21 protein-coding genes are annotated in these 22,195 nt (G+C 68.5%); 14 read left to right on the forward strand and 7 right to left on the reverse strand.

What is annotated here, in order from left to right:
- The first annotated feature begins 164 nt into the window (after nucleotides 1–164).
- Genes MOQ72_RS08180 through MOQ72_RS08195 form a run of 4 tightly spaced genes read left to right on the forward strand, consistent with a single transcriptional unit; the run spans nucleotide 165 to nucleotide 3,971 of the window.
- Nucleotides 165–1,004, forward strand: a complete 840-nt coding sequence (locus tag MOQ72_RS08180) for an ABC transporter ATP-binding protein (RefSeq protein ID WP_242181554.1) — start codon at nucleotides 165–167, stop codon at nucleotides 1,002–1,004.
- A complete protein-coding gene (locus tag MOQ72_RS08185) occupies nucleotides 997–1,860 on the forward strand; it encodes an ABC transporter permease (RefSeq protein ID WP_242181556.1) in 864 nt (287 codons plus the stop codon). Before MOQ72_RS08180 ends, MOQ72_RS08185 begins: the two co-directional genes overlap by 8 nt.
- A gap of 44 nt (nucleotides 1,861–1,904) precedes the next feature.
- Nucleotides 1,905–2,972, forward strand: a complete 1,068-nt coding sequence (locus MOQ72_RS08190) for an ABC transporter substrate-binding protein (protein WP_277953740.1) — start codon at nucleotides 1,905–1,907, stop codon at nucleotides 2,970–2,972.
- Between the two features lie 18 nt (nucleotides 2,973–2,990).
- The gene (locus MOQ72_RS08195) at nucleotides 2,991–3,971 is read left to right on the forward strand and encodes a dihydrodipicolinate synthase family protein (protein ID WP_242181558.1); all 981 of its coding nucleotides are present in this window, start codon (nucleotides 2,991–2,993) and stop codon (nucleotides 3,969–3,971) included.
- Nucleotides 3,972–4,063: 92 nt separating this feature from the next.
- On the opposite strand, the gene MOQ72_RS08200 is transcribed toward MOQ72_RS08195, so the two are convergent.
- From MOQ72_RS08200 to MOQ72_RS08230, 7 genes are all read right to left on the reverse strand, one after another.
- A complete protein-coding gene (locus MOQ72_RS08200; protein WP_242181561.1) occupies nucleotides 4,064–4,909 on the reverse strand; it encodes an ABC transporter permease in 846 nt (281 codons plus the stop codon).
- The gene (locus MOQ72_RS08205) at nucleotides 4,906–5,760 is read right to left on the reverse strand and encodes an ABC transporter ATP-binding protein (protein ID WP_242181563.1); all 855 of its coding nucleotides are present in this window, start codon (nucleotides 5,758–5,760) and stop codon (nucleotides 4,906–4,908) included. Before MOQ72_RS08205 ends, MOQ72_RS08200 begins: the two co-directional genes overlap by 4 nt.
- Nucleotides 5,747–6,772, reverse strand: a complete 1,026-nt coding sequence (locus MOQ72_RS08210; protein WP_242181565.1) for an ABC transporter substrate-binding protein — start codon at nucleotides 6,770–6,772, stop codon at nucleotides 5,747–5,749. Before MOQ72_RS08210 ends, MOQ72_RS08205 begins: the two co-directional genes overlap by 14 nt.
- Nucleotides 6,769–8,253, reverse strand: coding sequence for a UbiD family decarboxylase (locus tag MOQ72_RS08215; RefSeq protein WP_242181567.1), 1,485 nt, complete (start codon nucleotides 8,251–8,253; stop codon nucleotides 6,769–6,771). The genes MOQ72_RS08210 and MOQ72_RS08215 overlap by 4 nt, the downstream gene beginning before the upstream one ends.
- Nucleotides 8,254–8,316: 63 nt before the next feature.
- Nucleotides 8,317–9,543 (reverse strand): flavin-dependent oxidoreductase, encoded by a 1,227-nt coding sequence (locus MOQ72_RS08220; protein ID WP_242181569.1) that lies wholly within the window; start codon nucleotides 9,541–9,543, stop codon nucleotides 8,317–8,319.
- A gap of 181 nt (nucleotides 9,544–9,724) precedes the next feature.
- Nucleotides 9,725–10,192, reverse strand: a complete 468-nt coding sequence (locus tag MOQ72_RS08225; RefSeq protein WP_242181571.1) for a pyridoxamine 5'-phosphate oxidase family protein — start codon at nucleotides 10,190–10,192, stop codon at nucleotides 9,725–9,727.
- The gene (locus MOQ72_RS08230) at nucleotides 10,180–10,725 is read right to left on the reverse strand and encodes a UbiX family flavin prenyltransferase (protein WP_308197857.1); all 546 of its coding nucleotides are present in this window, start codon (nucleotides 10,723–10,725) and stop codon (nucleotides 10,180–10,182) included. Before MOQ72_RS08230 ends, MOQ72_RS08225 begins: the two co-directional genes overlap by 13 nt.
- Before the next feature lie 254 nt (nucleotides 10,726–10,979).
- On the opposite strand from MOQ72_RS08230, the gene MOQ72_RS45120 reads away from it, so the two are divergent.
- From MOQ72_RS45120 to MOQ72_RS08280, 10 genes are all read left to right on the forward strand, one after another.
- Nucleotides 10,980–11,747, forward strand: coding sequence for an IclR family transcriptional regulator (locus MOQ72_RS45120; protein WP_242181574.1), 768 nt, complete (start codon nucleotides 10,980–10,982; stop codon nucleotides 11,745–11,747).
- A 205-nt stretch (nucleotides 11,748–11,952) separates the two neighbouring features.
- Nucleotides 11,953–12,948, forward strand: coding sequence for a substrate-binding domain-containing protein (locus MOQ72_RS08240; protein WP_242181576.1), 996 nt, complete (start codon nucleotides 11,953–11,955; stop codon nucleotides 12,946–12,948).
- A 44-nt stretch (nucleotides 12,949–12,992) separates the two neighbouring features.
- Complete coding sequence (locus MOQ72_RS08245; RefSeq protein ID WP_242181578.1) at nucleotides 12,993–14,498, forward strand: sugar ABC transporter ATP-binding protein; 1,506 nt, start codon at nucleotides 12,993–12,995, stop codon at nucleotides 14,496–14,498.
- Between the two features lie 222 nt (nucleotides 14,499–14,720).
- A complete protein-coding gene (locus tag MOQ72_RS08250) occupies nucleotides 14,721–15,719 on the forward strand; it encodes an ABC transporter permease (protein WP_242181580.1) in 999 nt (332 codons plus the stop codon).
- Nucleotides 15,719–16,822, forward strand: coding sequence for a zinc-dependent alcohol dehydrogenase family protein (locus tag MOQ72_RS08255; protein ID WP_242181582.1), 1,104 nt, complete (start codon nucleotides 15,719–15,721; stop codon nucleotides 16,820–16,822). Before MOQ72_RS08250 ends, MOQ72_RS08255 begins: the two co-directional genes overlap by 1 nt.
- A gap of 136 nt (nucleotides 16,823–16,958) precedes the next feature.
- Entirely contained in the window at nucleotides 16,959–18,158 is a 1,200-nt protein-coding gene (locus MOQ72_RS08260) for a DUF4380 domain-containing protein (protein WP_242181585.1), read from the forward strand.
- Complete coding sequence (locus MOQ72_RS08265) at nucleotides 18,155–18,910, forward strand: SDR family NAD(P)-dependent oxidoreductase (RefSeq protein WP_242181587.1); 756 nt, start codon at nucleotides 18,155–18,157, stop codon at nucleotides 18,908–18,910. Before MOQ72_RS08260 ends, MOQ72_RS08265 begins: the two co-directional genes overlap by 4 nt.
- Before the next feature lie 28 nt (nucleotides 18,911–18,938).
- The gene (locus MOQ72_RS08270; RefSeq protein ID WP_242181589.1) at nucleotides 18,939–19,664 is read left to right on the forward strand and encodes a FadR/GntR family transcriptional regulator; all 726 of its coding nucleotides are present in this window, start codon (nucleotides 18,939–18,941) and stop codon (nucleotides 19,662–19,664) included.
- Nucleotides 19,661–20,806, forward strand: a complete 1,146-nt coding sequence (gene dgoD, locus MOQ72_RS08275; protein WP_242181591.1) for a galactonate dehydratase — start codon at nucleotides 19,661–19,663, stop codon at nucleotides 20,804–20,806. The genes MOQ72_RS08270 and dgoD overlap by 4 nt, the downstream gene beginning before the upstream one ends.
- A gap of 382 nt (nucleotides 20,807–21,188) precedes the next feature.
- Complete coding sequence (locus MOQ72_RS08280; RefSeq protein ID WP_242181593.1) at nucleotides 21,189–22,142, forward strand: manganese catalase family protein; 954 nt, start codon at nucleotides 21,189–21,191, stop codon at nucleotides 22,140–22,142.
- The last annotated feature ends 53 nt before the right edge of the window (nucleotides 22,143–22,195 follow it).

Consider the following 22,195-nt stretch of genomic DNA (forward strand, 5'->3'; position numbering starts at 1 on the left):
GTCGCCACGGATAAAAACCGCAAATCGAGAGGTTATTCGATGGAGCGGAATTTGGTACCGAGTTTATTCCTCTCTTAGGTATTTGCTGGTTAACATCCGATGACGCGGACCGTCGCCGGAGCTACGGATGCGGTCCGGCAACGCGAACCTGATGCGAGGTCCCCGTGGCGGTAGCACGACTGACAGGTTCCGGCGGCGGTGCGCCGCCAGCGGCTTCCGCCTTCCCGCAGATGCTCGCCCTGTCGAACGTCAGCAAGCGGTTCACCGTGGACGATCGGGAGTTCGTCGCGGTGACGGATGTGAACCTGGACATCGCCGCTGGCGAGTTCGTCTGCGTGGTGGGTCCGAGCGGATGTGGCAAGAGCACCCTGCTGATGATGATGGCGGGCCTGCTCGCCCCGAGCTCCGGCCGGATCGAGATGGCGGGGACCGAGGTCACCTCGCCCGCGCCGTCGCGGGGCGTGGTGTTCCAGGAGGGCGGCGTCCTGCCGTGGCGCACGGTGCTGCGCAACGTCACCTACGGTCTGGAACTCCAGGGGTCCGGCACCCGGTCCGAACGGATCGGCCGCGCGCGCGAATACCTCCGCATGGTCGGCCTGGCCGACTTCGAGAACCGGCTGCCCAAGGAACTTTCCGGTGGCATGCGGCAGCGGCTGGCGATCGCGCAGAGCCTGGTCTGCGATCCGCAGGTGTTGCTGATGGACGAACCCTTCGGCGCGCTCGACGCGTTCACCAGGGAGTCGTTGCAACTGGCCTTGCTCGACATCTGGGAGAACCAGCGGACCACGGTGTGCTTCGTGACGCACAGCGTGGATGAGGCGGTGATCCTCGCCGACCGGATCGTGGTGATGGCCGCCCGACCGGGTCGGGTGGCGATGGAGGTCTCGGTGCCGCTGGCCCGACCCCGGACGGCCGAGGTCCGGGCGACGGAGGAGTTCCAAAAGATTCGCCAGGTCGTCTGGCAGGCGATGAACGACCAGTCCGTGGTGGGCAGCGATGAGTGACACGACCGAGAGCGCACAGCTCACCGCGACGCGACCTTCCGAACAGGTCGTAAGCACCTCCGCGGGATCGCCCCGAGCGCGCAAGGCTTGGCGCCGCGTTGGCATCGCCGCGTTTCGGCTCACGCCGTTCGTCCTAATCCTGGCCCTGTGGGCGGCCGGGTCCGCGCTCGGTCGGCTCGATCCCCTGGTGATTCCCGCGCCGAGCCGCGTCGCTGCCGCACTGTGGGACGAACTGTTCATCAACGGATCAATGTGGACGGACATCGCATCGACCATGTACCGGGTGGTCGTCGGGCTCGTCCTCGGCGTGGTGGTCGGCGTGCTCATCGGTGTCCTGATGGGACAGTCCCGAGTCCTCTCGCACCTGTTGGATCCGCTGATCTCGTTCACCTTCCCGATGCCCAAGTTGGCCCTGCTGCCGCTGCTGATCCTCTGGCTGGGCATCGGCGAACCGTCGAAGATCGCGATGGTGCTGCTCGGCACGTTCTTCCCGATGGCGGTGAACACCTACACCGGCGTCACCGGGGTGAACCGGGTGCTGGTGTGGAACGCCCGAACCCTCGGCGCCAGCCGCCGCCAGATCCTGTGGACGGTGGTGCTGCCGTCGGTGACGCCGCACATCCTCAGCGGTATTCGGGTGGCCACCGGCATTTCGTTCGTGCTCGTCGTCGCCGCCGAGATGATCTCCGCCAACGACGGTCTCGGCTACTCGATCGTCTTCTGGCAGCGCAACTTCCGCCCCGACATCATGCTGGCCGGAATCCTGGTCACCGCAGTGCTGGGCTTCGTCCTGGACCGGCTGATCAGTCGCGCTTCGTCGCGGCTGCTGGCCTGGCAGGACTCCTCCGCGCTGTGAACCCGTCCGCGCAGCGCACGAAACCCCCTGTGGAGGCCCGAACCATGCCCGTGAACGCAACGAGGGGTCTCGCCGTCGTCGTCACGCTGTGCCTGCTGGCGCTCTCCGGCTGCGTGTCGCCTGGTTCGAGTCGGGAGATCAAGCTGGGGTACGCATCGTCGTCGCCGATCGCCACCATCCTCGCCGCCCAGCAGCGGCACAGCTGGCAGGGGCACGGGCTCGACGTCTCGCTGGAGAACGTCAACGACGTGGGGCTGTCGACCAGTCTGCTCAGCGGGAACCAGGTCCAGTTCGCGCATTCCGCGCCGACCACCGTGTTCGCCGCGGTCTCGCAGGGCGCCCCCGTCACCATCCTCGCGGGCCTGGGCTTCGGCCAGGGCGAGCACCAGGGCGGCTACCTCGCGGCCCCGGCGTCCAGCGGGATCGCCAAGCTGGCGGATCTGCGGGGCAAGAAGGTGGCGCTGACCGGCATCGGTACCAGCTACGACTTCTACCTGCGGGCCAAGCTGGCCGGGGTCGGGCTGACCGTGGGCAAGGACGTGCAGTTCGTCCCGGTGCCCTATCCGCAGATGATCGGCGCGTTGGCGACGAAGCAGGTCGACGCCGCAGTGCTGCTGGCGGTGGACTACGCGAAACTGCGCGCCAGGGAACCGGTGAACGTGCTCGCCACCTCCGCCGACCTGGCCAACGCCCCGATCGAATACACCTCGTGCATCGTCGCCCGGACCGACTGGCTGGTCGATCACCGGCAGCAGGCGGTCGACTTCCTGGCTGGGCTGCTCGAAGCGGAGAAGTGGCTGCAACAGGACATCGCGCAGAACCAGGGGCAGCAGGCGCGGGCGCTGCTGCAACCGATCCTCCGGTACGACGCGCCCACCATGGACTCCTTCTACACCTACCGGCTCAGCGACATCGGTCAGGAACCGGAGCTGGCGAACCTGCTGGGGATGCCTCGTGACTTCGTCCAACCCGCGATCGAAGCGCTGCGGGCAGGTGGCGGTCTCAAAGGGCCGGTGCACGTCAACTACGAAAACACCGTTGACCTGTCCTATCTACGAGAGGCGTATCAAAAGGCCGGGTTGACCTGGAACGACTCGGCGAAGTTCCACTGAATGCTTGCGGAGGATGCAATGGGCTCGGACTACGTTTCCAACAGCCTGCACGTGACCCTGATGACGCCGTTCGACGAGTCGGAGAAGGTGGACACGGCGGAACTGGCCAGGCAGGTGGCGCAAACCGAGCGGGTCGACCTCGACTTGCCGGTGGTGCCGATCATCAACGCCGAGGCGGGCGAAATCTACACGCTGGAACGCGAGGAACTGGTCGCCAACGTGACCGCGGCAGTCGAGGTCGCCAACGGACCGGTGGTGGCCGGGGTGGTCGGCCGCACGACGGCGGAGGCGATCGCGGTGGCGAGGGATGCTCTGGCATGTGGTGCTGCGGCGCTTTTCGTGCTCCCGCCCTACGGTTCCGCCGACATCACGACGTCGTGGAACGCGGCCCGGTACCCGGAGGTCGTCGCGGACTACTTGGGCAAGGTCGCGGACAGCGTGGGAGACGTGCCGCTGATCGTGCACCCGACCGGGCCGCGCACCCCTGAGTACGGCATCGGCTGGCCCGTCGAGACGATCGAGGCCGTGCTGGATCGGGTGCCGACGGTCGCTGGCTGGAAGATGACCTATTCCTACGAGGGGTATCGCCGGGTCGCGCGTTTCCTGCGGGCGGAGGCGCCGCAGGTGGCGATCCTGCCGTCCAGCGCCGTGCGCTACCACGAGAACCTGGCGAACCGGCAGCTCGACGGAGCGTGCTCCGGATCGTTCTGCTACGCGCTGGAACCGATGCTCGAACACATCCGGCTGTGGCGGGCTGGCGAGGTGGACGCGGCGACCAAGCTCTGGCAGTCCGGACTGGCCGCCCTGCACGAGTACGTCTACTCGGACTACTCGCGCCTGCACATCCGCTACAAGCTGGCCACCTGGATCGCCGGGAAGATCTCGTCGCCGCTGATGCGAGACCCGATGCCCGCCCCGCTACCCGACGAGGTGCACCGGCTGTACGAGCTGATGTCCGCAGCTGGCCTGGCGAACCGCACCCCAGCAGACCTCGATTAGCTGCACCCCGCAGAGTGAAAGAGATGGAGTGAGGGGCACCCTTCACCAACTTACTTGGTAAAGGGTGCCCCTCACGCCTCACCTGAATGGGGTCAGGCGCCGTCGCCGCGGCCGGTGATCGCCTTGTTCCAGGGGGCGATTCGGCGTTCGGCTACGCCGATCAGCCAGGTCAGGATCAGGGCTCCGGCCATCAGGACCACCACCGCCGCGAACATCCGGTCCGGTTCGAAGGTGTGCCCGGCCTCGACGATCACACCGCCCAGCCCGCCGAGCGCGGTGAAGAACTCGGCGATGACGATTCCGATGACCGCCTTGCCGACACCGATGCGCAGTCCCGTCATGATCGACGGGATGACCGAGGGCAGCACGATCGAGCGCAGGATCATCCGCTGCGGCGCGCAGAACGCGGTTCCGACCTCGGTGAGCGTGCGCGGGATCGCCTGCACTCCGTTCCAGGTGTTGATGATCACGGCGAAAACGGTCATCGTCATGACGATCGCGGTCTTGACCGTGTCCTCCAGGCCGAACCACAGCACGAACACCGGGGTCAGCGCGATCATCGGCAGCGAGTAGCCCGCCACCACCAGCCAGCCGATCGCTGCCTCGACCACCCGGAAACGTCCGATCAGCAACCCGATCGGGATTCCGGCGACCGCGGCGAGCGCGTATCCGCTGAGGAACGGCTTGGCCGTCGCGCCCACCGCCTCGCCGAGCGTGCCGTCCTGCGCCATCTCGACCAACGCCGTGAACACCCGCGAAGGCGGTGCCGCGAGGATCGGGTTGAGCGACCGGCCGACGATTTCCCACACCACCAGCAGCACGATCACCGAGCCGAGCGTGACGAGCCGGTCGCGGAGTCCGTACCTGCGGACTCGGGCCACCGGCGCGTTCTCCGCGTCGACCAGCGGATCCTGGGTGGTAGTCGTTGCGGTGCTCATCGCGAGCCCTCCTCTGGTGCCAGGTCCCGCTTTCCGTGGATCAGCTGGTAGAGCTCGTGCCGCCGTTGCATGAACCGCGTCGAGCCGCGCCGCTGCTCGATGGGCAGCGACCGGTCCAGGCTGGTGTCCAGCACCTCCTGCACCCGACCGGGATTCGGCAACATCGCGACGACCCGGTCGGCGAGCAGGACCGACTCGTCGAGGTCGTGCGAGACGAAGATGATCGTCTTCCCGGTGCGCTCCTGGATGTCGAGCAGCTCGGCCTGCATGGTTTCCCGGGTCTGCGCATCGAGCGCCGAGAACGGTTCGTCCATGAGCAGCAGCTCCGGGTCGATCGCCAGCGCACGCGCGATCCCGACCCGCTGGCGCATCCCGCCGGAAAGCTCGTCCGGCCGCCGGTCCGCGGCGTGCGACAGGCCCACGAGTTCCAAGCAGCGGTCGGCGACCTCCCGGCGTTCGGCGCGTCCCATGCCGCGCGCTTGCAGGCCGAACTCGACGTTGCCCCTGGCGGTGCGCCACGGCAGCAGTTCGGCGTGCTGGAAGACGATGCCGCACTTGGGGTCGCAGCCGTCGACCGGCCGACCGCCGACGGTCACCGTCCCACTGGTCGCCGTTTCCAGGCCCATGATGATGCGCAGCAGGGTGGTCTTCCCGCAGCCGCTGTGCCCGGTGAGCGCCACGATCTCACCGGCGGCCACCTCGAAGGACACGTCGCTGAGCGCGTCCACCCGCTGCTTGCTGCCGAAGGTCTTCGAGACGTGCGAGACGACGACGCCCGCGGCGGTGGAAGCCGACGCCTCGGCCGGTTCCGCGGCACGCTCGTCGACGGCGAGTCGGTCATTTGGCGCCATAGTAGGTCTCCGGAACGGAACCAATCTTCGCGATCGCTTTCTGGCGGAAGCTGTCGTCGACGAGTTGGTTGATATCGACAGGTGTTTTCGACAATCCGAGGCGCTGCTGCAACTGCGCGACGTACTGGATCTGCTTCACCGGGATGGCACCGTTGGAGGACAGGTAGCCGCCGTCCTTGTACTCGGTGTACGTCGAGGTGATCTCCTCGGAATCCGCTGGGATGTTCAGCGTTTTCGCGGTCAGCGCGTTGGCCTCGTCCTCGTGGTCGAGGGCGTAGCGGACCCCCTCGACCAGTCCGGCGAGCAGGCCGACGACCTGGTCCGGTGCGCGGTTGAGCACGTCCTCGCGGGCGATTACGGCGTACCGCGGGTAGTCCGGCACCACGTCCTTGGCCTTGGCGAGCACCCGGATGTTGTCCTTGCCCGCCTGCGCGATGAAGTCCAGCGGTGACGACGCGGCGTCGGCTCGCCCGGACACCACCGCCTTGTAGCGGTCCGGTGAACCACCGGAGTTGACGAACTTGACCGTGTCGAGGTCCACTCCGGACTTGCTGAGCATTTCCTTGGCGATCAGCGCCGGGAGCGCAGTGGGCGTGGAGATCCCGACGGTGGCCCCCTGGAGGCTGTTCAGCGAGGGCCGGTCCGGCTTGCCGTAGAGGACGTAGTTGAGGCCGGGCATCGTCGATCCGATGAACTTGATCGGCGCGCCCTTCTCCTTGGCCAGCAACGCTTCGCTCGGATTGCCCTGGATCACGTCGACCTGTCCGGACAGCAGCGCGGGAAAAGCCTGCTGCGCGCTGTTGAACTGGACGAACTCGACCTTGACCCCGTACTTGTCGAACAGCCGCTTCTCCTGCGCCATCAACAGATAACCCGCGTCGGTGCCGGGTTCGTAGACGCCGTACTTGATGACCGACGCGTCGCCGGACTGGCCGCCGGAACCGCAGCCGGTCAACAGGCTGATCAGCGCCAGCAGTGCGAGCGCGCATCGGGTGATAGTCGCGTACCTCATGCTCTCCGCTCCTCTTCGAACGGTCCGTGCCCGAGGCGATCAAGCACCGCGGAGAACTTCTCCGCCACCTTCGCCCGCAACTGCGGGCTCGCCTCCGCTACGGGAGGGAATTCGGCCAGCCGCTCGAACGGCCGCACCGCTGTGATCAGGGCGCGCGAATTGCGCGTCACGCCGCGCGGGATGCGGGGATCCAGCGGGCCGCTCCAAGCGCCGCGCACGATCTCGATGTCCTCCACCGGGTCGCACCGGGTGGACATCGCCCAGACCACGTCGAACATGTTCGTCGGATCGATGTCCTCGTCGACGACCACCACGAAACGTCCGAGGTAGGAACCGGACTGGCAACCGGCGGCGAGCAGCGCGGCCTGCTTGGCGTGTCCGGCGTACGCCTGCTTGATCGAGATGACGTTGAACAGGCGAGCGGCACCGGCTTCGTGGCACCACACGCCCTGCACGCCGGAGAGCCCGGCGCGTTCCACCTCGTCCCAGATCATGCCGGACTTCATCACGCACTTGCTGTAGGAGAAGTTCGACGGCGGACGGATCGGTGAGGCGACGGTGAGGATCGGGTCGGTGCGGTGGTAGATGCGCCGGATGCGCACCACCGGTTGATCGCTGCGGCCACCGGCGTAGTAGCCGGTGAACTCCCCGAAAGGCCCTTCCGGTGCGGTGTCTCCGGGGTGGAGCTCGCCTTCCAGCACCAGTTCGGCGTGCGCTGGCATGGGCAACCCGTGCAGCTCGGACCGGACCACCTCGAAGGGGCGGCCGCGATGTCCACCGGCGTAGTCGAATTCCGACAGCCCGTACCGCAGTTCGTTGCCCGCCGCGAGGAACAGCAGCGGGTCGTGTCCGCAGGAGATCAGCACCGGGCAGGGTTCGCCCCGGCTGAAGTACTTGTCCCGGATCTGCCGTCCCTGCTTGCCGGGCGACGTCCACAGGCCGACCCGGTCGGGACCGTGCACCTGGACGCGGTAGGTGCCCGCGTTGATCCAGTGGTCGTCCGGATCGGCCATGATCACCAGGTCGTCGGTGCCGATGTACCGGCCGCCGTCGAGTTCGTGCAGCAGCGGTGCCTGGAAGGCGGTGACGTCCACCTCGTCGTCCCGCAGCACGTTCTCCAGGATCGGGCCGGTGTCCACGTACTCCGGCGCGATGGGTTCGTGCTGCTTCATCCGGTCCCGGTAGCTGCGCACCACGTCCATCGGGTGGTCCGGGGTCGGCAGGCCCATCGTGAGCGCCAGCCGACGAGCGGAGTTGGTCGCCCCGGAGAACACCCGGCGTCCCTTGTCCGCCCCGACCACGTCGTCGAAGAGGACGGCGGGACCACCTTCCCCGGCCCGGTGGGCGATCAGCTCGACGAGCGTGCCCAGCTCCAGGTCGAGGTCGACGCCCGGAACGCGGACGAGCTCACCCGCCTTGTCGATCCTGTTGATGAGATCGCGCAGGTCGACATGTGGTTCGTCGTACTCGTTGTATGCCATCGGACCGCTCCTTTGCGGTAGGCGTCACCAACACGGCTGCTGCGGCCGTGCCGCAGGCGAACTTCACGGCACATCCCGGAAAGCGTCCCTGGAGTAGCCCGCCACCTGCTTGTACCGATCCGAGATCTCGGCGAGCTCGCGTTCGCTGATCACCTCGTCGATGTGCTGGAACGGCTGATCTCCGGTGCGGCTCCAGACCTCCCGCAGGATCGCGTCCGGCGGATTGGTCCGGTTCATCCGCACGACCTCGCCGGTGGCTGGCAGCCGGACCTGCTCGTAGCTGGCCAACGCGGCCACCGGATCGCCACCGGATTCCAGCGCGGTGCGCAGCGCGTGCGCGTCCAAAATGGCCTGACCGGCGCCATTGGATCCGCGCGGCACCATGGGATGCGCGGCGTCGCCGAGCAGCGTGACGCGGTCGAACGACCACTTTTCCAACGGGTCCTGATCGACCATCGGGTACTCCAGCACGGTGTCCGAAGCACGCAGCAGGGCCGGTACGTCGAGCCAGTCGAAGTGCCAGTCGTCGAACGCCGAGGCGAAATCTTCGAGCTGGCCCACGCGATTCCAGTCCCGGGTCAGGTGCCGCGGTGTCTCGATCTCCACGACCCAGTTGACGAGTTGGCTCCCGGCCTCGTCGATGTTCTCCCGGATCGGGTAGACGACCAGCTTCCCGGTGGTGAACCAGCCAGCCCGCACCATGCTCGCCCCGGAGAGGAACGGCTTCCACCGCGCGACGCCCCGCCACATGTTGATGCCCGAGTAGCGGGGCTCGCCCTCCGCCGGGTACAGCTGCTTGCGGATCGCCGAGTGGACGCCGTCGCAGCCGATGAGGACGTCCGACCGCAACCGCGTCGTCCCAGTCGGTCCCTCCAGCTCGGCGTCGACGCCGTGGGCGTCCTGGGCGAAACCCACGCAGCGCTGGCCGGTCTGGACGCTGTCCGCTCCCAGGCGTTCGCGCACGGCGTCGAGCAGCACCTTCTGCAGATCACCCCGGTGCAACGAGAGCTGCGGGTAGTCGTAACCCGCGTACCGGCCGTTGGGCTCGCGGTGCACGAGTTGACCGAAGCGGTTGAAGAACACCGACTCCTTGGTGGTCACCCCGACCTCTTCGAGCCGGTCGGCGACGCCGAGCGCGGTCAGGATCCGCATCGCGTGCGGCAGAACGTTGATTCCGACGCCGATTCCGGCAATGCTCTCGGCCGCCTCGACGACCGTGCAGTCGATGTTCGCCTCGTGCAGCTCCAGCGCCAGGGTGAGTCCGCCGATGCCAGCGCCAACTATCGTCACGTTCAAGGCGTGACCTTTCTCGACAAATCGCGGTCGTGTGCTGTGCCGCCGCTGTCGTCGGATGCTCGATTCTCAGTGCTGCCAACCTAGATCGGTCGCCCGGTGGTTGGAATGGCTCGCGTCGAAGATTCCGCACGGTCGAACACCGCGGATGAAGTGCCTGTTCAGCGAGGTAGCCGCGCTACCTCTCGGCCGTGCCGGTGCGCAGCAGCTCCAGCACGCTCCTGGTACGCGCCCAGTGCTCCATTTCCACGATTTCGGCGGTTGCCTGGAAACCGATCGGCGACAGCGGGATCCCCAACGAATCGCGCTTGTGCCACACCAGATCGAACACGCACCCGAGCAGGCCGTCCTGATCGGTGGTCGTGCTGGTTCGCAGCTTGGCGTAATGGGCCACCTCGCCGTGCACCGCGATCAGGGTCGCCCGGCCGCGGCGCCGGATGTTCTCCCGAGTCTGCGTGCTGGCCACGACGGCGAGGATCGCGCTGCGGTCGGCGTTGATGTCCAGTTCCGCCCGCGACAGCAACGCCACGTGCGGGAACCCGTCCTCGTCCACGGTCAGCAGCGGGAAAGCCTGCTCGTCGACGTGGATGTCCGGCCAGCCCAGCAGCAGATCGGCGAGATCTTCCGGCACGATCATGACGTCCACCGCCGGAATGTCGAGTTCTTGATCCCGAACTGGTCGAGGACCTTGCCGCTGATGTGCCGCAGCAGATCCTCGATCGTCTCCGGGTAGTGGTAGAACGCCGGAACCGGCGGCAGCACCGTCGCCCCGGCGAGGGTGACGGTCTCCATGTTCTTGATGTGTACGTAGTTCAACGGCGTCTCGCGGGTGACCAGGACCAGCGGCCGCCGTTCCTTCAGCGTGACGTCCGCGGCCCTGGAGACCAGGTTGTCCGAGTTCCCGGTGGCCACCGCCGCGAGCGTGCGCATCGAGCAGGGGATGACGACCATGCCCATGGTGGGGAAGGAACCGGAGGAGATCGCGGCGGCCATGTCGCGCCAGTCGTAGACGACGTCCGCAAGTTTCTCGACCTCCAGCGGATCGCGGCGCAGTTCCAGTTCGATGCTGCGCCGCGCGCCCTCGGAGAGCACCAGATGCGTCTCGAAACTGGGCAGTTCGCGCGCCACTTCGAGGAATGTCATCCCCAGCTGGGGCGCGCTGGACCCGGACATTCCCACTACCAGCCGCGGAACTTCCTCGCCCGCCCCCGCTGTCAGCGTGCGTGTCGCGCTTTTGCCGGACGCGCCGTGGTTTTCGGCGTCGTTCGGCTGTGCTGTTGCCGGTGTCATCGTTGACCTCGCTGTCGTCCGGTACCCCTGCCGCGTCGCGGCACGGGCCGGACTCGTTCCGGCCGCCCAGCGACCGGCGGTGGTCCGGACAGCGTAGTAAGAGCATATTGCTCAACGGAACAACGCAACTTTAGGATTCGACGGTGCGGAACGAGTCGGCGAGCAATGACCGGACCAGCGCCGCTACCTCGGTCGACAAGGCCCTCGCGCTCGTGTTGCTGATCAACGAAGTGCAGCAGATCCGGGTCAGCGAGGCGGCCGAGGCGCTGGGCGTCGCCAGGTCGACGGCGCATCGGCTGCTCACGCAGTTGCGCGCGCGTGATTTCGTGGTGCAGGACGGTCAGCGGGTGTACCGGCCGGGCCCGGCGCTGGAGCAGCTCAACTCCACCCCGGTCCGACGCCTCGACCTGCGCCGCGAGTTGCACGACCACTTGCTCAGCTGCAGTCGACAGGTCAGCGAGACGGTCCACCTCATGGTGTTGGAGGGCAACGGAGTCCGGTTCGTCGACGGGGTGGAAGGTCCGCATGCGCTGCGGGTCGGACTGCGCACCGGGGTGATCCTGCCAGCGCACTGCACCGCTGGCGGAAAGGCATTGCTCGCGTCGCTGTCGCTGGACGCGCTGAAAGCGCTCTACCCGCGTGGGTTGCCGCGCACGAACGGCAACGCCGTGACGACCGTCGCGGCACTCAGCCGACAGCTCGCCACCGCTCGCCGTCGTGGCTACGCCACCAACATCGAGGAGAGCGAGCGCGGCATCACGGCAGTGGGTGCCCCGATCACAGATGCCCGGCACCGCACCGTGGGCGCGATGGCCATCGCGGTGCCCACCGCGCGCTGCCCGCGCAGCCGCATCGGCGAACTGGTCGAGGAACTGCTCCGCGCGAGCAGCGCTGCTTCCAAGGCGCTGTGAGCCGTGGGATGCGGCGCGGCTGCTGACTCCCAGCCGCACGGATCACCGGAACCGCCGCGTAGCGGTGTGTGATGGCGAGAACGCGTACTGTCACGGATCACATTAATTAATAAATAATGTTGACCCGGCGGCATGCGGCGCGCAAAACTTGGTGCCCAGTGGCCTGACCTCCTGTCGGGCGTCGTGGATCGCTGAGGAGAAACGGATGGGCGCAACGAGGCGTCGTGGCGGCAGTGCTGCCCTGGCGCTGGCGGTGGTCGCGCTGCTCGCGCTGGTCGCGGCCTGCGGCAGCAAGGTGGGGGAGAACGGCCGGTTCGGCGTCGTCTACATGGACGCGCAGGGTTTCTACGCCGGGGTCAAAGCGGGCATGCAGCAGGAGGTGGCGGCGCTCGGGCGCGAGCCGCAGCTGCTCCAGCTCAACGCGCAGGGTGACGCGTCCAAGGAGAGCACCTTCGTCGACCAGGTGAGCGCCGCGAAGGTCGATGCGCTGATCCTCTCGCCCGCGTCGGCGACCGCCTCGGTGCCCGCGATCAAGCTCGCGCACGAGTCCGGCATTCCGGTGATCTGCTACAACACCTGCATCTCGGACGAGGCCGCCCGCGAGTTCGTCTCCGCCTACGTGCTCGGCGACCCGACCCGCTTCGGCGGCCTGCTCGGCGAGCGCGCCGCCGACTACTTCCTCTCCGTCGGCAAGCCGAACCCCAAGATCGCGGTCGTCAACTGCGAGTTCGTGGAGGTCTGCATCCAGCGCAGGCACGGTTTCGAACAGGCCCTGCACGCCAAGTTGCCCGGCGCGGAAATCGTTGCCAACCAAGAGGGTTCGACCATCGACGAGGCGGTGGACGTCGCCGAGCGGATCCTCACCGCGCATCCCGACGTCGATGCCTTCTTCGGCGAGGCCGGTGGGGCCACGATGGGCGCTGTCCGGGCCGTGCAATCCAGGAACAAGGTCGGCCAGACCGTGGTGTTCGGCGGCGACATGTCCACCGAGGCCGCACAGGCGCTCGCGGCCGACGACGTGCTCAAGGGCGTCGTTGACATCTCCGGAATCGCGGTGGGCCAGCTCGCCGCCAAGGCCGCCGAGCAGGTCCGCACCGGCGAGCTGGCCACCTACACGGTCGTCCCAGCACCGATCGAGCTCTACGCGACCCCGCAGCAGGGCGCGGACTGGTTGCGAGCGCACCCCGACGGCGTGCCGTGATCGCTGCGCCGCTACTGAAAACCCTTGCCAGTGAAGGAGAAGCTGTGACTGCCGACGTCACCGAACCCGTCGTCGTGGTCGACGGCGTCACCAAGCACTACCCCGGTGTGCGCGCGCTGACCGATGCCGACCTGGCCATCCGACCGGGCGAGATCCGCGCGCTGCTCGGCCGCAACGGCGCGGGTAAATCGACACTCATCCGCGCACTGTCCGGAGTGGAGGGCGTTGACAAGGGCAGTATTGCCGTGGCTGGTGAACGGCTCGGCGAGGGCGGTGTGCGCCGCGCCGTCGAGCTCGGGATCAGCACCGTGCACCAAGAACTGAGCTTGGTGGCCGAACTGAGCGTCGCCGAGAACATGTACCTCGGCCGCTGGCTGCGGCGCGGGCAGGCCATCGACTATGCCGCGATGCGCAAGGGCGCGGCGGAGGTCTTCGAGCGGCTGGGCATCGACATCGACCCCGCCGCCCCTGTCGGCTCGCTGTCGCTGGCCGCGCGTCAGCTGGTGGAGATCTGCCGGGCGGTGCGCGAACAGCCGCGGCTGCTGATCCTCGACGAGCCGACCAGCGCGCTGGCCGCCGCCGAAGTGGACGTCGTGCTCGACACCGTCACCCGCATCGCCTCGGCGGGCGTGGCCGTGCTCTACGTGAGCCATCGACTGGAGGAGATCCGCCGGATCGCGCACAGCGCCACGGTCATGCGGGACGGCCGCATCGTCGACACGGTCGACATCGGGGCGGCCGACACCGCGCACATCGTGTCGCTGATGCTCGGCGACAGCGCGACGCAGGTCGAGCGGCCGCCGGAGCGGGACGTCGACCGCACCGGGCTCCCGCTGCTGTCGGTGCGCGGGCTCGCCGTGCCGCCGAAGGTGGTCGACGTGTCGTTCGACGTGTTCGCTGGCGAAGTCCTCGGGCTCGGCGGCCTGATGGGCTCGGGCCGCACCGAGGTGTTGCGCGCCATCGCCGGGTTCACCCCGGCCACCTCCGGGACGGTCAGCGTGGACGGCCGCGAGATCGGCAATCCCAGTGCTGCGGTGATGAAACGGCTCGGCGTCGGCATGACGCCGGAAGACCGCAAGAACGAGGGAGTCGTGCCGCTGCTGGGTGTTGACGAGAACCTGGTGCTGTCCAAATTCGACTCGGTCAGCTCGGGGCCGACCGTGTTGCCCGGCAAAGTGCGCGCAGCGGCGGGGAAACTCATCGCGCGGCTGTCGATCGCGACGGCCTCGGCCCGCACGCCGATCGTGAACCTCAGCGGCGGAAACCAGCAGAAGGCCGTGATCGGCAGGTGGCTGCACGCGGGCAGCCGCGTTCTCCTGCTCGACGAACCGACCCGAGGCGTCGACGTGCAGTCCAAGGCCGAGATCTACCGGCTGGTGCGGGAACTCGCCGACAACGGAGCCGCGATCGTGTTCGTCTCCGGCGAACTGGAGGAGCTTCCCCTGGTGTGCGACCGAGTCCTCGCACTTCGCGAAGGGCGCGTCGTGGGCGAGCTGATCGGAAGCGACCTGACCACAGATTCAGTGCTCTCCGCCGCGATGGCGGCGTGAATGCTTGTCGCTGGACTCGTTTTGCGTAGCGGTGCAGGTGGCGGAACCTCAGACGCCTTCTCGACTCCGGGATCCCCGACTTATGTATGTCCGATACGCGGTGTCGGGGCTGTCCTCGCGAGAAGACGTCTGAGAACCCGCAGCGGTGCAAGTGCCGTAGGTCGGCTGCGCCGCTTCAAAACAAGAACAAAGACAGTCTTTGAAACCGAGTTGAGGACGACAATGACCGTTACCCAGACCAAGCCGGAGCAACGGGTCGGCAGCAAGCCCCGCGCGGGGCGCTCGCTCAACGAGATCGGCCTTATCGCGGCGATCGTGGTGCTCTACATCGTGCTCGGCAGCACGGCGGCCGGGTTCCTGAGCCTGGACAACCAGCTCGGCATCCTGCGGGACGCCGCCACCGTGGGCATCGCCGCGTGGGGCGTCACGCTGGTGATCATCGCGGGCGAGATCGACATCAGCATCGGTCCGGCGGTGGCGTTCTCCTCGGTGTTGGTGGCCAAGGGCGCCGCGGAGTGGGGGCTGGGCATCGGCCTGGCCATCCTCCTCACCCTCGTCGCGGGCGCGGCGTGGGGCGCGTTGGCCGGATGGCTCCGGGCGCGCTTCGACGTGCCGTCGTTCATCGCGACGCTCGGTGTGTGGAGCGCACTGGGCGGGTTGGGCTTGTACCTCACCGACGCGCTTCCCGTGGTGCTGCCGGAAAACGGGCTGATGGACGTGCTGGGCGGCAACATCCTCGGCATCCCGACGCCAGCGATCGTGATGGTGGTGCTGTTCTTCGTCTTCGCCTACGTCGCCCGCTACACCGGATACGGCCGATCCGTCTACGCCGTCGGCGGCAACGCCCCGGCCGCCCGCATGGCCGGGATCAACCTCGCCAGGGTTCGGGTGCTGCTGTTCGCCACCACCGGTGTGTTGTCGGCGATCACCGGAGTACTGCTGGCCGCGCGGTTGGGATCGGGCAACGGCGGCGCCGCATCCGGGTTGGAGTTCGACGTGATCGCCGCGGTCGTCATCGGCGGCACGGCGCTTTCGGGCGGGCGCGGCTCGATGCTGGGCACGCTGTTCGGCGTCGTGTTCATCACCGTGATCAGCAACGGGTTGGTGCTGCTCGGGGTGGATTCGTTCCTGCAGAACGTGGTGCGCGGCGTGATCATCGTGGTCGCGGTGCTGGTGAACGTCGTGCTCACCAAGCGCGCCCGCGCGACGAGGGAGACCTGATGGGAGAGGAGACAGTGGTGTCCGGCGAGATCATGCAGGGCGTGTACCTGCCAGGCGACTCCACCGCGGTGCTGCGCGGGCTGGCGGTGCCGGAGCCGGGGCCGGGTCAGGTGCTCGTCGAGGTGGGCGCCTCGGGGATCTGCGGTTCCGACATCGGCTACATCTACCACGAGCACAAGGGGCATCGCGGCGTCGACGGTCCGGCCTACCGGGGTGTGGTCGCCGGGCACGAGCCCGCCGGGCGGATCGTCGCCGCCGGGCCGGGCTGCACCCGCTTCGGCGTGGACGACCGGGTGATCGTCTACCACATCGCGGGCTGCGGCCGGTGCGACAACTGCCGTCGCGGCTACTTCATCAGCTGCACCGCGCCGCAGCGGCAGGCATACGGCTGGCAGCGCGACGGCGGGCACGCGCACTACGTGCTCGCCGAGGAGTCCACCTGCGTTCCGCTGCCAGACCGGTTGTCCTATGTGGATGGTGCGTTGATCGCCTGCGGTTTCGGCACCGCGTACGAGGGACTGCGGCGAATCGGGGTCAACGGCGAAGGTGACCTGCTCGTGGTCGGGCTCGGCCCGGTGGGGCTGGCGGCCGGGATGATCGGCAAGGGCATGGGCGCTCGGCGGGTGGTCGGCGTCGAGCTGTCCCCGCAGCGCCGCGAGTGGGCGGACCAGTTGGGCGTGTTCGACGCGACCGTGGCACCCGAAGCGGACGCCGAGGCGACGGCGGCCCTGGTCGCCGACGTGCTGCACGCGCCGGGCGCGGTCACCACCATCGACTGCTCCGGCTCCCGCGCGGGCCGGGCCACGGCCATCGCCGGTGCCGCCGAGTGGGGTCGGGTGTCCCTCGTCGGCGAGGGCGGCACGCTGGAGACCGAGGTGTCGGACGCGTTGCTGCACAAGCAGTTGACGCTGTACGCATCGTGGGTGACTTCGCTGACGGCGATGACCGAACTGGCGGAGAACCTGGACCGCTGGAACCTGCGTCCGGAGACCGTGGTCAGCGACCGGTTCCCGTTGGAGGCGGCCGACCCGGCCTACGCGCTGGCCGCCGGGGCCAGCCGGGGCAAGGTCGTGCTGCTGCCCTCCCCGGAGCTGCGGTCGTGAGCGGCACCGTGTCAACCTCAGTCCTCCTCAACCGCTCCCCAGGGGACCGTGACGCAAACCAGCCACAAGAAACCACGCAACGGGAGATTGTGCTGGACGCGACCACCACTGTGAATCGCGGAGAGGCGGACCAGTCGTGAGCCGCGGGCCACGGGTGGAGCGGCACGCCGGAGGCGAAGTGCTCTGGCTCGACAACGGATTGCTGCGCCTCGGTCTCGTCCCATTGCTCGGTGGGCGGCTGCTTTCCCTCCGCCTTATGTCCGATGTGGACGAACGGGAACTGCTGTGGCGCAACGACAAGCTGCTCACCGACGAGTTGATGCCACGCCCGGGTCACGTGCACAGGCCGCAGTCGGGCAGCCTCGGCGACTGGATCAACTACGGCGGTGACAAGACCTGGCCCGCGCCGCAGGGCTGGGACGACGAAAACCAATGGGCGGGCCCACCCGATCCGGTGCTCGACTCAGGGCCGTACACGACGAAGATCCGGCAGGATGCCGAGCTGGCCGCGGTCACCCTGACCAGCGGCGACGATCCCCGCACCGGGCTGCGGCTGACCCGGCGGTTCGAGCTGCGCCGGGACCAGTGCTCGTACCGGCTGGAACTGACCGCCCAGAACACCAGCGAACGCACGGTGCGCTGGTCGCTGTGGAACGTCACGCAACTGGCGGCCAAGGGAGCAGGTGGCACGTACGTGGCGAGCCCGCCGCAGGTGACCCGCCTGCTGGCCGGAACCGGGTATCCCGACTGGTCGGAGCTGCCCGGTGATCGGGTGCACATCCCGCACCGCGACGTGGTCGGCAAGCTCGGTTTCCCCGCCGCCACCGGATGGCTGGCCCACACCGGGGGCGGGGCGACGCTGACGCAGTCGTTCACCGTCGACGACGCGGCCGAGTACCCCGACGCCGGGTCGCGGGTGGAGGTGTGGCTGGAGTGCCCGCTTCCGGAACCGCTCGCGACGCTGGGTGACCTCGACCCGCCAGCGCGGATCGTCGAATGCGAGGTGCTCGGCCCGCTCACCACGCTGGCGCCGGGGGAGCGGACCACGCTGGCACTGGACTGCGCGGTCACGCCCGGCACTGCGGCCGTGCACGACGTGACGCCTGCGGGGCACTGGACTCGGCCCGCCGAGCTGCGGGCGGAACGGCTGGTCGGCGAGTTCGTCGCCTACCGCGATGGCGAGCTGGCGACGGGGCAGGGGTCTACCACGGTTCGTGCGGGTCAGACGACGACACTGGATTTGCCCGCCGCCGACGGGGAGCGGGCGCTGGAACTCACCGACAGCACAGGGCAACGCATGCACGCGGGCGTTGCGCGCACGAAGGCGGGGCGATGAGCGGACGGCTGGACGGAAAGGTCGCGGTGGTGACCGGCGCGGCCCAGGGCATCGGCGCGGCCACCGCGCTACGGCTCGCCGCCGACGGCGCGGCCGTCGCGGTGTTGGACATCGCCGAGCGCGGGCACGAGGTCGCCGAGCGGATCATCGCCGAGGGTGGCAGGTCCGTCGCGGTGCGCTGCGACGTCAGCTCCGAGGCGGACTGGGCTGACGCGGTCCAGCGCTGCCGCGCCGAGCTGGGACCGGTGGACGTGCTGGTCAGCAACGCCTACACGGTCGACGTCTTGCCTGCCCACGAGACGAGCCTCGCCTCGTGGGAGCGGCAGCTTTCGGTGAACCTCACCGGCGCCTTCCTCGGCTTCCGCGCGTGCCTCGCCGACCTGTCGCGCAACCGCGGCGGATCGGTCGTGCTGACTTCGTCGGTGCACGCGCTCGTCGGGCTGCCGGGCAGGCCGGCGTATGCGGCGAGCAAGTCCGCGCTGACCGGACTGGCCCGCCAGCTCGCCGTCGAGTACGGCACCGTGCTGCGCGTCAACTCCGTGCTGCCGGGGCCGGTGCTCACCGCGGCCTGGGACGACATCAGCGAGGCCGATCGGCAGCGCAGTGCGGAGGAGACGGTCGTGAAAAGGTTGGGCACGCCGGACGAGATCGCGGCGGCCATCGCCTTCCTCGCCAGCGACGAGGCGTCGTTCATCACGGGTGCCGCGTTGACCGTGGACGGCGGCTGGAGCGTCTACAAGATGTCGTCGTGACGGCGTCGCCGATGGGGAGGAGTGGTTCATGAGTGGCTACAGCGGGCGGGGTGTGCACGGGCAGACCGTGGCCACGCTCGGTGCGCGCATCGTGTCCGGGAAGATCGCGCCGGGCGACGTGATCGACCTCGGGGCGCTCGGCCATGACCTGGACGTGAGCATGACCGCGCTGCGCGAAGCCATGAAGGTGCTGGCGGCCAAGGGACTCGTGGAGGCGCGGCAGAAGCGGGGCACCTACGTGCGCGCCCGCGAGCACTGGAACCTGCTGGACAGCGACGTGATCCGGTGGCGCAGCGAGGCTGGCGACACCGCCGCCGTGCTGCGCGACCTCGCCGAGGTGCGCGCGGTCGTCGAACCAGCAGCGGCGTCGATGGCCGCGTTGCGCCGCGACGAGCGCGACCTCGCTGAGCTGGACGCCGCGCTGGCCGCGATGCGCGACGCGGTCGGCGCGGGCGCGCGGGCCGAAGTGGCGGCTGACCTGCGCTGGCACCGCGCCCTCCTGCGGGCCACCCACAACGAGATGCTCGCCCGGATGGATGTGTTCACCGAACCGGCCCTGCGGTTGCGCGACGCGCTCGTGCACGAGGCAGGTTCTGACGACCCGGTGCCAAGCCACGCCGTCGTCGTGGCGGCCGTCCGCGACAGCGACCCGGACGCGGCGGCTGCGGCCGTGACGTCGTTGCTGGAAAAGGCGACCCGCGACGTGGCGGACGTGATCGGCGAAACCGAAGAGAAAGCGAAGCACACCGAGTGAAGATCAGCTCCGTAGAGACTTTCCTGGTGCCGCCGAGGTGGCTGTTCTGCCGGGTGGCCACCGACGAAGGCATCGTCGGCTGGGGCGAACCCGTGGTGGAGGGACGGGCGGAGACTGTCCGCGCGGCGGTGGACGAGCTGTCCGAGTTGCTCATCGGGCGGGACCCGCGCCGCATCGAGGACGCGTGGCAGCTGATGACCAAAGCCGCGTTCTACCGAGGCGGCCCGGTGCTCTCCAGCGCCGTCGCCGGGCTGGACCAGGCGCTGTGGGACATCCTCGGCAAGTCCCTGGACGTGCCGGTGCACCAGCTGCTGGGCGGTGCCGTGCGCGACGAGGTCCGCGTCTACGGCTGGATCGGCGGGGACGAGCCCTCCGCGGTCGCCGAGGCGGCCGCGGAGCAGGTCGAAGCCGGGCTGACGGCGGTGAAGATGAACGCCTCCGGTCGGGCGGGCCGAATGCCGGACCGCGCGGAGATCGGCGGCATGGTGGCCAGGCTCGCCGCGGTGCGCGAGGTGCTCGGCGACTCCCGCGATGTCGCTGTCGACTTCCACGGCCGCTTGGGGGTCGCCGCCGCGCGCCGGGTGATGCCGGAGCTGGCGCCGCTGCACCCGTTGTTCGTGGAAGAGCCAGTGCTGCCGGAGTACGCGCATCGTCTTGACGACGTCGTCTCGGCCAGCACCGTCCCGGTGGCGTGCGGTGAGCGGCTCTATTCGCGAACGGATTTCCTGCCCGCGCTGCGGGCCGGGATCGCGGTCGCGCAGCCGGACCTCTCCCACGCGGGCGGCATCTCCGAGGTGCGCCGAATCGCTTCGCTCGCCGAGACCTTCGACGCGCTGCTGGCGCCGCACTGCCCGCTCGGCCCGCTCGCGCTCGCGGCCAGCCTGCAGGTGGCGTTCGCAACCCCGAACTTCCTCATCCAGGAGCAGAGCATCGGCATCCACTACAACACCGATGCCGAACTGCTCGACTACGTGCTCGACCGCGAGCCGTTCGCCTTCCCGCACGGTGCGATCAGGCGTTGGGACGCCCCAGGACTCGGGGTGCACATCGACGAGGAGGCCGTGCGCAAGGCCAGCGCACGAGGCCACCGCTGGCGGCCACCGGTGTGGCGCCACGAGGACGGCTCGTTCGCCGAGTGGTGAGCGTGCCGGACCTGCTGCCCAGGCATCCGCCGAGCTGATCCGGGGCAGCAGGTCCAACTTGCTGAGGTGTTGCCGAGCCCAGGATTTGATCGATCGTCTCCTGTGGACCGCCTACCGAATTCTAACCGGGTTTTTCGTCACCGTGCAGCCAGATTCTCGACGGTTCATTCGGGCGATGGGGCGGCTCAAGGTCGTCTGGCCCGCGGCTTCCACCGGTCTTAGAGTCGGTGCTGGCGCCTGCTTCGACTGTTGCCGAATGTCGCGAACACGCTGTGTGGCGCAGGTAGCGGATGCGCGCCAGCGCGCAGCTTCGAACCGAAAGCACTGATCAGCAACGGCTTCAGGCGTGTCCGAAGAGCTGCCGTCACCAGAGGAGTGAGTGATGTTCTTCCACGTCCAGCGGATGATCAACGAGATCGTGCCCGACGAGCCGGATCCGGCTGCTGCCAACGCCCTGCAGGAGGGACTGGGCGGCCAGTTCGGCGAAATGCGAACGATGATGCAGTACCTGTTCCAGAGCTTCAACTTCCGCGGAGCGGAGGGCAAACCCTATCGGGATCTGTTGTACGGAATAGGTACCGAGGAGATCAGCCACGTGGAGCTGATCGCCACCACGATCGCGCGGTTGACCGATGGTTCGCCGCGGTACCGCGGCGAGAAACGCGAGCCGCTGGACCAGCCAGCGGCCGGTGGTGGTACGCCGTTGTCGAATGCGTTGTCGGAAGGCAACATCCACCACTTCCTCGTCGGCGCCCAAGGCGCGCTGCCGGTCGACGCGGTCGGCAACCCCTGGTCCGGGTCCTACATCTACGCCAGCGGCAACCTGGTGCTCGACCTGCTGTACAACCTGATGCTGGAGTCCACCGGCCGGTTGCAGAAGTGCCGCATCTACGAGATGAGTTCCAACCGGACGGCGCGGTCGACGGTGGCGTACCTGATCGTGCGCGACCAGGCGCACGAGAACGCCTACGCCAAGGCGCTGGAAAGCCTCGGGGTCAAGTGGGGCAAGACGCTGCCGATCCCGAAGACCAGCGCCGAGCGGTACCCGGAGGTCGCGGCGCTCCTGGAGCGGGGCTTGCACAACAAGCAGTACACGTTCAACCTGGACAACCTCTCCGAGGCGGCGAAGGTCTTCCAGGGGACCTCGCCATCCGCGCGCAACGGCGAAGTCCTGCGGATGGCGCAGGCACCCGAGGGCGTCCCCATGGACATCGCCCCGGAACGTCCCGAGGAGTTCAGCCCCGGCCTGGATCCCGAACTCGTCGAGCTCATCCAGGCCACCGCGGAGATGGAGATGGCGGCAGCCGAAGAGCCGGTCCGCTACGGCCCGGCATAGCGAGGGACCCCGAGGTGGGCGACCGGCCGGTCGCCCACCTGCGAGTCCTGTTC

The sequence above is a fragment of the Saccharopolyspora soli genome (assembly GCF_022678645.1).
Lineage (GTDB): Bacteria > Actinomycetota > Actinomycetes > Mycobacteriales > Pseudonocardiaceae > Saccharopolyspora > Saccharopolyspora soli.

Bases quoted from the DNA above. Each gene is read 5' to 3' on its own strand.
- MOQ72_RS08185 (WP_242181556.1), top strand. From the start codon at position 997: ATGAGTGACACGACCGAGAGCGCACAGCTCACCGCGACGCGACCTTCC.
- MOQ72_RS08190 (WP_277953740.1), top strand. From the start codon at position 1,905: ATGCCCGTGAACGCAACGAGGGGTCTCGCCGTCGTCGTCACGCTGTGC.
- MOQ72_RS08195 (WP_242181558.1), top strand. From the start codon at position 2,991: ATGGGCTCGGACTACGTTTCCAACAGCCTGCACGTGACCCTGATGACG.
- MOQ72_RS08200 (WP_242181561.1), bottom strand. From the start codon at position 4,909: ATGAGCACCGCAACGACTACCACCCAGGATCCGCTGGTCGACGCGGAG.
- MOQ72_RS08205 (WP_242181563.1), bottom strand. From the start codon at position 5,760: ATGGCGCCAAATGACCGACTCGCCGTCGACGAGCGTGCCGCGGAACCG.
- MOQ72_RS08210 (WP_242181565.1), bottom strand. From the start codon at position 6,772: ATGAGGTACGCGACTATCACCCGATGCGCGCTCGCACTGCTGGCGCTG.
- MOQ72_RS08215 (WP_242181567.1), bottom strand. From the start codon at position 8,253: ATGGCATACAACGAGTACGACGAACCACATGTCGACCTGCGCGATCTC.
- MOQ72_RS08240 (WP_242181576.1), top strand. From the start codon at position 11,953: ATGGGCGCAACGAGGCGTCGTGGCGGCAGTGCTGCCCTGGCGCTGGCG.
- MOQ72_RS08250 (WP_242181580.1), top strand. From the start codon at position 14,721: ATGACCGTTACCCAGACCAAGCCGGAGCAACGGGTCGGCAGCAAGCCC.
- MOQ72_RS08255 (WP_242181582.1), top strand. From the start codon at position 15,719: ATGGGAGAGGAGACAGTGGTGTCCGGCGAGATCATGCAGGGCGTGTAC.
- MOQ72_RS08265 (WP_242181587.1), top strand. From the start codon at position 18,155: ATGAGCGGACGGCTGGACGGAAAGGTCGCGGTGGTGACCGGCGCGGCC.
- MOQ72_RS08270 (WP_242181589.1), top strand. From the start codon at position 18,939: ATGAGTGGCTACAGCGGGCGGGGTGTGCACGGGCAGACCGTGGCCACG.
- MOQ72_RS08280 (WP_242181593.1), top strand. From the start codon at position 21,189: ATGTTCTTCCACGTCCAGCGGATGATCAACGAGATCGTGCCCGACGAG.